The sequence below is a fragment of the Staphylococcus massiliensis CCUG 55927 genome, assembly GCF_000298075.1.
Classification (GTDB): domain Bacteria; phylum Bacillota; class Bacilli; order Staphylococcales; family Staphylococcaceae; genus Staphylococcus; species Staphylococcus massiliensis.
In genome coordinates this window covers 1,151,951-1,163,935 of record NZ_JH815593.1, presented here as the reverse complement: position 1 = coordinate 1,163,935, position 11,985 = coordinate 1,151,951, and the positions used below count along the sequence as shown (strand labels likewise).

12 protein-coding genes are annotated in these 11,985 nt (G+C 36.0%); 4 read left to right on the top strand and 8 right to left on the bottom strand.

Going from position 1 to position 11,985, the window contains the following annotated elements; genetic code table 11:
• Positions 1-21 precede the first annotated feature (21 nt).
• Positions 22-1,056, top strand: a complete 1,035-nt coding sequence (locus tag A33S_RS0105865; RefSeq protein ID WP_017176638.1) for a ferrated catecholamine ABC transporter substrate-binding lipoprotein SstD — start codon at positions 22-24, stop codon at positions 1,054-1,056.
• Positions 1,057-1,847: 791 nt separating this feature from the next.
• Here the strand turns inward: A33S_RS0105865 and A33S_RS11985 are convergent.
• From A33S_RS11985 to A33S_RS0105855, 3 genes are all read right to left on the bottom strand, one after another.
• Positions 1,848-2,162 carry a CHY zinc finger protein gene (locus A33S_RS11985; protein ID WP_009383090.1) on the bottom strand — a complete coding sequence of 105 codons (315 nt, stop codon included), beginning with the start codon at positions 2,160-2,162 and terminating at the stop codon, positions 1,848-1,850.
• A 13-nt stretch (positions 2,163-2,175) separates the two neighbouring features.
• Positions 2,176-3,096: a UDP-N-acetylmuramate dehydrogenase gene (gene murB / locus A33S_RS0105860; RefSeq protein ID WP_009383088.1), complete on the bottom strand. Its 921-nt coding sequence runs from the start codon at positions 3,094-3,096 to the stop codon at positions 2,176-2,178.
• Positions 3,097-3,212: 116 nt separating this feature from the next.
• Positions 3,213-3,737, bottom strand: a complete 525-nt coding sequence (locus tag A33S_RS0105855) for a GrpB family protein (RefSeq protein WP_009383087.1) — start codon at positions 3,735-3,737, stop codon at positions 3,213-3,215.
• A 363-nt stretch (positions 3,738-4,100) separates the two neighbouring features.
• On the opposite strand from A33S_RS0105855, the gene ytxJ reads away from it, so the two are divergent.
• Together ytxJ and A33S_RS0105845 are read left to right on the top strand one after the other, a co-directional pair.
• Positions 4,101-4,421 carry a bacillithiol system redox-active protein YtxJ gene (gene ytxJ / locus A33S_RS0105850; protein WP_009383086.1) on the top strand — a complete coding sequence of 107 codons (321 nt, stop codon included), beginning with the start codon at positions 4,101-4,103 and terminating at the stop codon, positions 4,419-4,421.
• Between the two features lie 220 nt (positions 4,422-4,641).
• The gene (locus tag A33S_RS0105845; RefSeq protein ID WP_009383085.1) at positions 4,642-5,757 is read left to right on the top strand and encodes a glycerate kinase; all 1,116 of its coding nucleotides are present in this window, start codon (positions 4,642-4,644) and stop codon (positions 5,755-5,757) included.
• Between the two features lie 57 nt (positions 5,758-5,814).
• Here the strand turns inward: A33S_RS0105845 and pepT are convergent, their stop codons facing one another.
• From pepT to gdpS, 4 genes are all read right to left on the bottom strand, one after another.
• On the bottom strand, positions 5,815-7,047 hold the full coding sequence (gene pepT / locus A33S_RS0105840) for a peptidase T (protein ID WP_009383084.1): 1,233 nt from the start codon (positions 7,045-7,047) through the stop codon (positions 5,815-5,817).
• A gap of 12 nt (positions 7,048-7,059) precedes the next feature.
• Positions 7,060-7,563, bottom strand: a complete 504-nt coding sequence (locus A33S_RS0105835; RefSeq protein ID WP_009383083.1) for a threonine/serine exporter family protein — start codon at positions 7,561-7,563, stop codon at positions 7,060-7,062.
• Positions 7,564-7,587: 24 nt separating this feature from the next.
• A complete protein-coding gene (locus tag A33S_RS0105830; RefSeq protein ID WP_009383082.1) occupies positions 7,588-8,352 on the bottom strand; it encodes a threonine/serine exporter family protein in 765 nt (254 codons plus the stop codon).
• 216 nt (positions 8,353-8,568) lie between these two features.
• The gene (gene gdpS / locus A33S_RS0105825) at positions 8,569-9,636 is read right to left on the bottom strand and encodes a GGDEF domain-containing protein GdpS (protein ID WP_009383080.1); all 1,068 of its coding nucleotides are present in this window, start codon (positions 9,634-9,636) and stop codon (positions 8,569-8,571) included.
• 212 nt (positions 9,637-9,848) lie between these two features.
• On the opposite strand from gdpS, the gene A33S_RS0105820 reads away from it, so the two are divergent.
• Entirely contained in the window at positions 9,849-10,895 is a 1,047-nt protein-coding gene (locus A33S_RS0105820) for a glycosyltransferase family 4 protein (RefSeq protein WP_009383079.1), read from the top strand.
• Positions 10,896-11,245: 350 nt separating this feature from the next.
• Here the strand turns inward: A33S_RS0105820 and A33S_RS0105815 are convergent, their stop codons facing one another.
• On the bottom strand, positions 11,246-11,884 hold the full coding sequence (locus A33S_RS0105815) for a YigZ family protein (RefSeq protein ID WP_009383078.1): 639 nt from the start codon (positions 11,882-11,884) through the stop codon (positions 11,246-11,248).
• Positions 11,885-11,985 lie beyond the last annotated feature (101 nt).

Sequence of the window (11,985 nt, the reverse complement as noted above, 5' to 3'; positions counted from 1 at the left end):
AAATCAGTAGGAGTGAATTTAATGAAAAGATTAAGTTTTCTAGTCGTTATATGTTTAGCATTTTTATTAGTTGCATGTGGTAATCAATCTAGTAAGAAAGAAGAAAAAAGTAGTGAAAAAGCTTCAAGTGAGAAAACTATTAAAGTAGAGAATAACTTTAAATTACGTGATGAAAATAAAGACAGCAAAGAACAAAAGAAAGTTTCTGAAACAGTCGATGTGCCTGTTAATCCTGAGAAAGTTATCGTATTTGATTATGGTGCGTTAGATACGTTAAAAGAACTTGGTGTAAAAGATGAGATTAAAGCTTTACCTAAGGGTGAAAATAAAGAGTTATTACCAGACTTTTTAAAAGAATTTAAAGATGATAAATATGAAAATACTGGGGACTTAAAAACGATTGACTTTGATAAAGTTGCTAAAATCCAACCAGATATCATCTTCTTATCAAGTAGAACAGCTTATCAAAAGAACTTAGATGAATTTAAGAAAGCTGCGCCAAAAGCCAAAGTGGTATACATGGGTGCAGATGATAAAAATTACTTAAAATCTGTTAAAACGAATACGGATAATTTAGGAAAAATCTTTGGTAAAGAAGATAAAGCTAAGGAATTAAATCAAAAGTTAGAAGATAAAATTGCTGGTGTGAAAGCGAAAACGAAGGATTTAAAAGCTAAAGGTATGTACTTACTCGTTAACGAAGGCGAATTATCAACATACGGTCCTGGTGATCGCTTCGGTAGTCTCGTTTACGATACTTTAGGATTCACGCCTGCTGATACAGATATTAAACAAAGCCCACATGGTCAAGTTATCTCTAACGAGTATATCAACAAAATGAACCCGGACATTATATTCGCTATGGACCGCGGTCAAGCTGTAAGTGGTAAAGCGTCATCTAAAAAAGTACTAGGCAATGACGTTCTGAAAAATGTAAGTGCGATTAAGTCAGGTAAAATTATCGAACTTGATCCTAAGTTGTGGTACTTCTCAGCTGGTTCTACAACGACATCAATTATGCAGATTGAAGAATTAGAAAAAGCGTTTAAAAAATAATAGTTTGATTTATTGAGAGAGCCGAGCGTGATTTCTTAAAGGGAGTCATGCTTGGTTTTTTATTGCAGTTTGAAGCGGAGTTGGATGGTGGGCCGGTGCGGTTTATCACGTTTGAAGAATCTTGATAAACAGAAGCCCTTGGATTATCACGTTTGAAGATTCTTGATAAACAAAAGCCCTTGGATTATCACGTTTGAAGAATCTTGATAAACAAAAGCCCTTGGATTATCACGTTTAAGAAATCTTGATAAACAAAAGCCCTTGGATTATCACGTTTGAAGAATCTTGATAAACAGAAGCCGTTAGATTATCACGTTTGAAGAATCTTGATAAACAAAAGCCCTTGGATTATCACGTTTGAAGAATCTTGATAAACAGAGCCCCTTTGTTTATCACGTTTAAGAAATCTTGATAAACAGAGCCCCTTGAATTATCACGTTTGAAAAGTCTTGATAAACAAAAGCCCTTGGATTATCACGTTTAAGAAATCTTGATAAACAGAGCCCCTTTGTTTATCACGTCTAGCATTTCTTGATAAACCCCAACATGTAATTAAGTGATTCAACTCAAATTTAATCATAATTTGATGTATGAAGCAATTGTGATAGAAGCTGTATCCTTAAATACTCACTTTCATTATAACCATTGCCGCCAATTAAACCTACAACACACGATACTCCCCTTAACTCAAGGTTTTCAATCTCAAAAAAGAAGCTATGAAGCACGCGCTTCATAGCCTCATCTTTAAAACACTTAACCCGCCAACTAAAAAATTAATAGCCTAAGTCAAACTACATTCTAAAGTAGTGGTGGTAATCGTATTTACAACGATTATTGAAATGGCTTTTGCAATGGGGGCATGTTTCAGTCATCATATATTCATTTATTGTGAGTTCATATCCGCAATGGCCGCATAGAATCGCGCGTTCGTCGAATTCTTCTTTAGACCATCTTCGTGTTGCATGACTTTCGTTCTCGTTATGACATTTATAACAAGGGTAATATTTACCGCAACATTTAAATTTAATCGCGATAATATCTAAGTAGGATTGATAATGAATACAACGCGTCTCATTATCAACCGTATTGCCGTAGACATTTACCATAAAATCCTGCTTTCTATTGTTCTAAATGTTCGCCAATGATACGTACTTCACGTTTCAGTTCGACGTCGAATTTCTCTTTGACAACGTCTTGAACGTGGTGGATCAGGTCTTCGTAGTCTGTCGCTGTACCGTTATCCACGTTAACCATAAAGCCGGCATGTTTCTTAGATACTTCAACGCCGCCAATACGGTGACCTTGTAAATCAGAATCTTGAATGAGTTTACCTGCGAAGTGACCTGGTGGGCGTTGGAACACACTACCGCATGAAGGGTATTCTAAAGGTTGTTTTGTTTCACGGCGTTCTGTAAGGTCTTCCATCTTCGCATTAATTTCTTCATAATCGCCAGGTTCTAGCGTGAATGCAGCCTCTAAAACGACGTAGTGCTTTTCCTGAACGATACTTTGACGATAACCTAATTTAAGATCTTCGTTAGATAGCTTGAATAAATGACCTTCATCATCAACGCATAAAGCGTAATCGATGCAGTCTTTAACTTCGCCGCCGTATGCACCAGCGTTCATATAGACAGCACCACCTACAGAGCCAGGGATACCGCAAGCGAACTCAAGTCCAGTTAAATGATTGTCGCGAGCAAGTCTTGAAACGTCGATAATCGCACGACCACTACCCGTGATAATTGAAGCGTCTGAAACTTCAACGTAGTTTAGCTCAAGTAAACTTAGTACAATGCCGCGAATACCACCTTCACGGATGATAATATTTGATCCATTACCTAAAAACGTAACGGGGATATCATGTTTATACGCATATTTCATAACGCTTTGAACGTCTTCAATTTTAGATGGGGATATGTAAAAGTCGGCCTTGCCGCCAGTTTCTGTATAGGTATAGCGTTTGAGTGGTTCATCCACTTTAATAATATCTTCCGGAATGACTTGCTTTAATTCATTTAAGATGTTGTCGTTATGCAAGACAAAAACATCCTTTCTAAAAGTTTTGATAGCTTTATTATAGCAACTATTCTAAAGTGATGTGAAATAACATGGGTTCATTTTCAATAAAATAAATTTAATGTAAAGGTTATAATCTAACTATATTTTTTTAATATTTTTGAAAAGAACTTCTCTTTTTGAATTTCGTATTGTCTTATACCAAGGTCTCTATGCTTCAAGCCTAACTTAAATGTTTCGAATTCGTGTTGAACGTCGGGATTCTCACTTAACAACCCATCTAGAAATAGGTAATGCTCAAATTGATCGGTATCGCGTTGTATAATATGAAGACGCACTTCTTGTTTCAAATCAATTAAATTATTAAAGCGTGCCATCACAACTTTCTTGCGATATTTATGATGTAGCCGATAGAATCCTACATAGTTCAAGCGCTTTTCATCGAGAGAAGTGATGTCGTGTAAACTATCCACACCAACCAATACATCTAAAATCGGCTCGGTTTGATATTGGAAATGCCTCGTGCCACCGATATGCTGTGTTGATTTAACAGGCGTATCAAGTAGGTTCATCAATACATCTCGAACTTCGTCATATGCATCAATATAAACACTCTGTTGACTTGAATCCTTACTGATAAAAGGTTGTATAGCTGAATACATGATTGACTCCTTTAAAATTCCTGAAATAATGATGATTTACTATATCACATTATGTCGCGATAATAAACATGATTGAAATGATTGTTATTTAGGAAAAGGGGAATGAAATTAGCGAAATATTTGATTTTCGAGTTAAATTTTCTCCTTATAAAAGGGGATATTGAAATTAAAGTTCACATTTTCCACTTAATTTTGTTAAAAATAGTGGTTAACAACCCATGCCAAAGTGTGTATAATGATTTACATTGATAAGTGTTTTCTATAATAAAATAATTGGGTTAAGATTTAGAAATTGAACAGACATTTGGAACAGCTATAAATTAACTAATCTTGAAAAAGATCATTATTTAGAGGTGAAAAGGGATGGCGATTAAGCTAACTTCAATTGACCAGTTTGAGCAAATCATTACAGATAACAAATATGTATTCTTATTAAAACATAGTGAAACTTGCCCGATATCTGCAAATGCCCTCGATCAATTTAATAAGTTTTTATACGAACGAGATATGGATGGCTATTATATGATTGTTCAAGATGATCGCGAATTATCTGATTATATCGCGTCAAAAACTGGTGTGAAGCACGAGACGCCACAAGGCTTTTACTTTGTAGAAGGTGAAGTTATTTGGCATGATAGTCACGATAACGTTACCGTTGCATCTCTAGCAAAAGCTGAAGAATAAATATTGAACTTAACGAGTTAGTAAGGTGAAGGTCGAATTACATACCCTTCATTTACTAACTCTTTTTTTGTCGAATAAGTTAACCTAGTGCGAATATCGTGACCATGAAACCTCAAACACGCTCCACACTATATCAACCGAATTTCATTTAGGCGTGGTACGTTGTATAATAAGATGAGTGATTGAAGTATAAAGTTAGATGAAATAATGAGGTGACATTATGAAAGTACTTGTAGCTATGGATGAATTCTATGGTAGTTTAACAAGTTATGAGGCGAATCGCTATGTTGAAGAAGCGGTCGCAAGCCAGATTAAAGAAGCTGATATTGTACAAGTCCCTTTATTCAATGGTAAGAACGAATTGCTTACATCCGTATTTTCATGGCAATCAGGGACGAAATATAAATTAGAGACACATGATGCAGATATGAATCACGTGCAAACTGAATACGGTATTACAAACGATGGCTATACCGTTATCGAAAGTCAACTGTTTCTAAAAGGGGAGAATCCTGTTACACATCGCTCAAGCTATGGATTAGGTGAAGTGATTCTACACGCTTTAGAGAACGGTGCGAAACACTTTATCATCTCAGTAGGCGGCATTGATAGCTATGATGGTGGTGCAGGTCTCTTACAAGCGCTTGGCGCAACATTTTATGATGATGATGGTCATGTGATTGATTTGTCAAAAGGCCCAAGATACCTTAATCTCGTCAGACGAATTGATACATCACATCTAAATGATAAATTAACTCAAGCAACCATTGAAATCGTATCTGATTTCGATAGTCATTATTATGGAAAACAAAGTGCGATAATGAAAACATATGAGCATAAAGGGATTTCGAAAGAGGATGCTATAGAAGTTGATAATAAAGTATGGTATCTCAATGAAATTCTTAAAAGTAGTCTAAATTTAACATTGAGCCCGATAGAACGTGGCGGTGCAGGCGGTGGTGTCGCTGCAGTACTGAGTGGTATTTATGGTGGTACGATTTCTACAAGTCATGCAATCTTAGATAAAATAACACATCTCGATCAATTAATTGAACAAGCTGACCTAGTCATCTTTGGTGAAGGCATTGATGAAGATAGTCAGATTCTTGAAACGACATCACTAAAGATTGCGGAATTATGCCAGAAGCATCACAAGACGAATGTTGCGATATGCGGTACGTCTAATAAGTTTGACGCGTTTACAGAACGCGATGTGACAGGTATGTTTAATGTCTTCATGGACGCACCTACAACGTTCACAAATTATCAATTAGGCATCCAACTTAGACAATATTCGATTCAATCATTGAAATTATTACAAGCGTCAATTTCATAATGAAAAGACCTTATATCGCAATCAGGCGATATAAGGTCTTTTTTTAAAAGGGAACATTTATTCAAAGTTGTACTGGGTTGCGGCTTCTGCGATGCCTACAATAACCATTGTAGCTTCTTTCATGACGTCTATTGAAGCGTATTCATAAGGTCCATGGAAATTACCGCAACCTGTGAAAATGTTTGGTGTTGGTAAGCCCATGTAAGATAACTGAGAACCATCTGTTCCGCCTCTGATAGGATCTGTATTTGGTGTAATTCCTCTTTGTTCAAATACACGTTTCGGAATATCGATAATATGAGGGTATGGTTTAATCTTTTCAGCCATATTATAGTATTGATCTTCCATATTGATTTCTAAAACTTTACGGCCATATTTTAAATTTAAATCTTCAACGATATCATTAAGTAATTTCTTCTTATCTTCAAATTTGAGTTTGTCGTGGTCACGGATAATGTAAGATAACTGTGCTTTTTCTACATTACCTTGAAGCGACATGAGGTGATAAAAGCCTTCATAACCATCTGTAAATTCTGGTGATGCATCTTTAGGCACTTTCGCATGAAACTGATGGGCTACTTCAAGTGCGTTGATCATCGTGTCTTTTGCTGAACCAGGATGGACGTTGAGGCCATGACTCGTTACTTGAGCACTAGCCGCATTAAAGCTTTCAAATTGCAGTTCACCAAGTAAGCTACCATCCATCGTATACGCGAAGTCAGCATTAAAGGCGTCTACATCAAAATGGTGCGGCCCTTTACCGATTTCTTCATCAGGTGTAAACCCGATACGAATGCGACCATGCTTAATTTCAGGATGTTGGATTAAGTATTGAATGGCTTCCATAATCTCAACGATACCCGCTTTATCATCAGCACCGAGTAACGTCGTACCATCTGTCGTAACTAACGTGTGACCGATTAATGATTTTAATTCAGGAAATTGATCTACAGTCAGTTGAAGATCACTATTGCCAAGCGTGATCGGGTTACCATCAAATTGTTCAACAACTTGCGGTTTAACGTCAGAAGCTTTGAAATCTGGAGATGTGTCGACGTGTGCTAAGAAGCCAATCGTTGGAACCGCTTTGTCTGTATTACTTTCTAACGTAGCAAATAAATAACCTTTATCATCAAGCGTTGTTTCTAATCCCATATCTTTAAGTTCTTGTTGAAGTAAATGTAAGAGATCCCATTGGGCTTTTGATGAAGGGGTCGTATTTGAATCTGGATTAGACTGTGTATTGATTTCAGTGTAGCGAATGAGTCTATCAGTAATTTGTGCTTTCATGTCAATGTCTCCTTATACACGGTCGTTCATATGATAACTTTCACGGTGCGCTTTACCTTTAACTTTGCCGAAAAGCAATTTAGAGCGCGTATAAATGTAGTAAATGATTTCTGAACAAAGGATACCGAAAGCGATGGCTCCGGATGTTAACGTAACCTCTAAGAACGTATTGACCGCGTCTGTGTATTCGTTTGAAACTAAATGTCTCGTTGCTTCATATGCGGCACCACCTGGTACTAAAGGAATGATACCTGGCACGATGAAGATGATAACGGGACGTTTATATTGTCTACTCATAACGTGACTTGTTAATCCTAAGATAACACTACCTAAGAATGCTGCAAGTACTTTGTTTGCAGTAAGGTCATCTGTAATCACGTAAATCACCCAACTTAAAGCACCTACGAAACCACAAGCGATTAATAAGCGACGCGGCGCATTAAAGATGATCGAGAATAATATTGTAGCGAGGAAACTCACTAGAAAGTGTATGGCATACTTAAATAATATGAGCAAAGGTATACCTCCTTATAAAACAGATTAGAATAGTAATAATACAATCGCAACGCCTGCACCAATCGCAAATGCAGTTAAAGCCGCTTCAACACCACGTGACATACCAGCTAATAACTCACCAGCCATTAAGTCACGGATAGCATTCGTAATCAAGATACCAGGGACTAAGGGCATAACTGCTGCGATGGTTATAATATTTTGATTCTCGACGAGTCCAAGTTTCGAACATAGTGCAGCGATACTGATGACGATGGTTGCACTTATGAACTCTGAGAAGAATTTAATTTGAATATATCGTTGTACAATATCAAATGTTAAGAAGGCACCAGCTCCGGCTATAATGGCAATAATAAAATCGGTAATGGTACTACCACCGAACATGAATAAAAAGAAGCCACATGCAATTGCTGCTGCAAAGAATTTGGTTGAAAATGAATATTGTAATGAGGCATGATGTAAGTGAATGAGTTCTGATTTGGCTTCATCGATTGTGATTTCGTCGTTCGCAATTTTACGTGAGATGTTGTTCGTTAGCGCGATTTTCTCAAGATCTGTAGTACGTTCACGCACTCGAACTAACCGCGTGTTCGTTCTGTCGTTTAGTGAAAAGATAATTGCAGTCGACGTCACAAAGCTATATGTATCAGATAAGCCGTAGTTACTTGCAATCCTGCCCATTGTATCTTCAACACGGTAGGTCTCAGCACCACTTTCAAGTAAGACACGACCTGCAATTAAGACAAGATCGATGACTTTATCTTCGTCAATGATAGTTAGACCGTCTGCCATTTAATAAACCCCCTTATTTATTTTTATAGAACACTTGAAGTTTACAAAAAGGGCGTGCAACTTGCAATAGATTTTAAAATATTTTCAAGTAAATGTAATTATTTTCTAGGAAGGGTGAAACGGGGGGTGAGGTGGGATTGATTGGTTTGAATTCTCTTTATTGAAAATGAAAGCTAGGACACGTTTCGTGGTGCCCTAGCTTTTCATATAATTGTATTAAATTTTAACAATCGGATTAAACATTACTTTGTTACGGCCTTCGTTTTTAGCTACATGTAACATGTCATCGGCATCTTTAAATACCTTACGTTGTGATTTATAGTTGTCTTTTGTTAAATGTCCTACGCCAATTGAAACAGATAATTTAATAACTTCTTTAGACGGTAGGTGGAAGCTTGACTTTTCCACAGCGCGGCGAATGCTTTCAGCGAGCTTAACACTTTCATCTAATGAAATGTTTTGAACAACGACTGAAAATTCTTCGCCACCGTTTCTAAATATTTTAAATTGTTTTGGTACGTAATTGATTAATAGTTGAGACATTTGTTTAAGAACTGCGTCACCAGCATAATGCGTGTACGCGTCATTTACGTCTTTGAAACCATCTATATCTATAAGCAGCAAGCCTAGCGATTCGTCTTTCTCAGCGGCTACTTGCGTACACTTGTTTAGATGTCTATCAAAAGATTTTACGTTTCCTAAACCAGTTAGGTAATCCACAGAGTCCTCATTTTCATAACGTTGAATCAACGAGAAGAAACGCCAAATATCAACAAATATAATTGAAGAAATAATCGTTAATACAAATGAAAGCGGGATTAAGTATAAGAGTTCGATCCAGTCATATTGCGAGTTGAATAAAATCAATCCAGCGAAAATGACAATACTTAAACCATTTAGAATTTGTAATGAAGCGATATGGCCTTGTTTTAAAAATGGACCAATAATACTTGATATCAATGCAATGATTAAAATGGTAATGCCATGCGCAATCGTATTATCAAATATCAACGTGTCGGCTAAAACGATGATGATTGCTGATAACATCGTATAGAAAAAGTTCGTATAGCGACCTAAAAATAGTAAAGGAACGAATGTAAGATGGATGACATATGGTGGTATGTCGATCGGGTATGACGCTAGTAATAATGCGACAACTGTAAGTAATAAAGTAGTATAGCTTTTAGAGAAGCGGATATGACTACTTTCTGAGTATTCTAGTCGATGAAATAAGTAAATGCCTGCTACGGTAACTGAAATATTATAAATGATAGCTTGAATCATATTACTTCGACTCCTTTTCTAAGCACTTAGTTATTGTAAGTGAAATCTTACAATTTGTCATCCTATCGCGAGAAATTATTTTTTTATTTTAGGTTAGAATTTTAAAACATGTAATGAAATGGTATAATATCTATATGAAAATGTGTGTTAAATGCATTTAATATATATTCTATAGATAGGCTTAAATTTTGAGAACGAGTGTAGGTGAACTGATGCTAACTTTAAAACTAATCGTCCTCTCAATGATCGTCAGTTTAATATTGACACCAATCATTATAATCTTTTCAAAAAAGATGAATATTTTAGATAGACCGAATATTCGAAAGGTACATACTGAGCCAATCTCAATGCTAGGCGGTACTGTTATATTACTCGCCTTTTTAATTGGTATTTGGTTCGCACATCCTGTAGAAGAAGAAATAAAACCTCTGGTTATTGGTAGTGTTTTAATATACTTATTAGGTTTAATCGATGATTTATTTGATTTGAAACCAATTATAAAATTGATTGGTCAAATACTCGTTGCTTTAGTGGTCGTGTACTATGGCATCACGATCGATTTTATTTCATTACCGATAGGCCCAACAATTCATTTTGGATATTTTAGTATTCCGTTTACAATTTTTTGGATTGTCGCAATTTCAAATGCAATCAATCTCATAGATGGTTTAGATGGTTTAGCAGCAGGCGTATCAGCGATTGCACTTATCACGATAGGTTTTATCGCGATTCTACAAGTCAACATATTTATCATGATGATATGCAGTGTTTTATTAGGTTCATTACTAGGATTTTTATGCTTTAATTTCCACCCAGCTAAAATATTTTTAGGTGATAGTGGTGCATTGTTGATTGGTTATATTATCGGATTTGTGTCATTGTTAGGTTTTAAAAACATAACGTTAATTTCATTATTCTTCCCAGTAGTTATTCTTGCTGTGCCTTTTATCGACACATTGTTTGCTATGGTACGTCGTGTTAAGAAAGGTCAAAGTATTATGCAAGCGGATAAATCGCATTTACATCATAGGTTACTTGATTTGGGTTACTCACATCGCCAAACGGTTATCTTAATCTATTCAATCGCGATTTTATTTAGTATTGCAAGTATTATCTTGTATTTATCTCAACCTTGGGGTGTCTTAATGATGTTCATCCTCATCATTATTACAATAGAGCTCATTGTTGAATTTACTGGGTTAATTGACGATAATTATAAGCCTTTATTAAAATTAATTTCAAAGAAAACTCAAAAATAAACACTTCCTAAAAGTTAGTAAATCATGGCTTTTAAGAAGTGTTTTAATTTATGCCTAAGAAATTCGGTTGGTAAGAACTTAAATTTTACATAGCTTTCTTGGTTATTGGACAGTTTAATTAAAAAGACGTCACTAATATACTATCACGCTTGAAATTCCTTTGGTCTCTGCGTACTGCTAATTCTTCAAATCAACCATTTTTTTAGATATGTAATAATTCCTAACAGCTGACTCCTAGGGGAGTAGCGTGAGTCTGGAGACTACAGGCTCCAGCCACGTCCCAGGAAAGCATGCTGTTAAAGGAAATTAAATTACAAGCTACATAAAAATCAACCGAATTTAATTTATGTCTATTTTTCTAAATCGAACGGTAAGCGCGTAACGTCACCTTCATGTAGTTCATAGTTGCTTTGAGTGTGTCGATTTAAGAAGTCAATAAAGTCATCGCGTTCAGTCTCAATGACATCAATATCGTAACTTACCTTATCCGTGTAAGTCGTGTCTTTTAACATGAAAGTCGTAGATTGAATTTCATGTTCTAACTTACCAGTTAAATCATAGCTAACAGTTACAGTCATAGGTATCGCGTTTTTAAGCACAACGAGGCCAATATCATTCACTGCATTACGTACTGCGCCACTATAAGCACGAATTAAGCCGCCACCGCCGAGTTTAATACCGCCAAAGTATCTTGTCACGACCGCTACAGTATTATGAATATCATTCTTCTTTAAAACTTCAAGCATTGGAACGCCTGCAGTCCCGCTTGGTTCGCCGTCGTCATTAGCCTTTTGAATATTCATCGTATCACCAATTGTGTAGCACGAGCAGTTGTGCGTGGCCTCATGGTGCTTTTTCTTAATGGATTGAATAAAAGCCTTGGCGTCATCCTCAGTTTGAACGGGTTTGATATAACAGATAAAACGCGATTTATTGATGACTGTCTCAAACTGATGTTCAGATTTGATTGTGATCACATCATCTTTCATAATGTTCATCCTTTGTCTTCGTATTAACTATATTATACACATCAAAATAACAGATTTAAATATTCAAAACGATTATCATTATATATAATATAAGGTATGAT

Bases quoted from the DNA above. Each gene is read 5' to 3' on its own strand.
- A33S_RS0105865 (WP_017176638.1), top strand. From the start codon at position 22: ATGAAAAGATTAAGTTTTCTAGTCGTTATATGTTTAGCATTTTTATTA.
- A33S_RS11985 (WP_009383090.1), bottom strand. From the start codon at position 2,162: ATGGTAAATGTCTACGGCAATACGGTTGATAATGAGACGCGTTGTATT.
- A33S_RS0105855 (WP_009383087.1), bottom strand. From the start codon at position 3,737: ATGTATTCAGCTATACAACCTTTTATCAGTAAGGATTCAAGTCAACAG.
- ytxJ (WP_009383086.1), top strand. From the start codon at position 4,101: ATGGCGATTAAGCTAACTTCAATTGACCAGTTTGAGCAAATCATTACA.
- A33S_RS0105845 (WP_009383085.1), top strand. From the start codon at position 4,642: ATGAAAGTACTTGTAGCTATGGATGAATTCTATGGTAGTTTAACAAGT.
- pepT (WP_009383084.1), bottom strand. From the start codon at position 7,047: ATGAAAGCACAAATTACTGATAGACTCATTCGCTACACTGAAATCAAT.
- A33S_RS0105830 (WP_009383082.1), bottom strand. From the start codon at position 8,352: ATGGCAGACGGTCTAACTATCATTGACGAAGATAAAGTCATCGATCTT.
- gdpS (WP_009383080.1), bottom strand. From the start codon at position 9,636: ATGATTCAAGCTATCATTTATAATATTTCAGTTACCGTAGCAGGCATT.
- A33S_RS0105820 (WP_009383079.1), top strand. From the start codon at position 9,849: ATGCTAACTTTAAAACTAATCGTCCTCTCAATGATCGTCAGTTTAATA.
- A33S_RS0105815 (WP_009383078.1), bottom strand. From the start codon at position 11,884: ATGAAAGATGATGTGATCACAATCAAATCTGAACATCAGTTTGAGACA.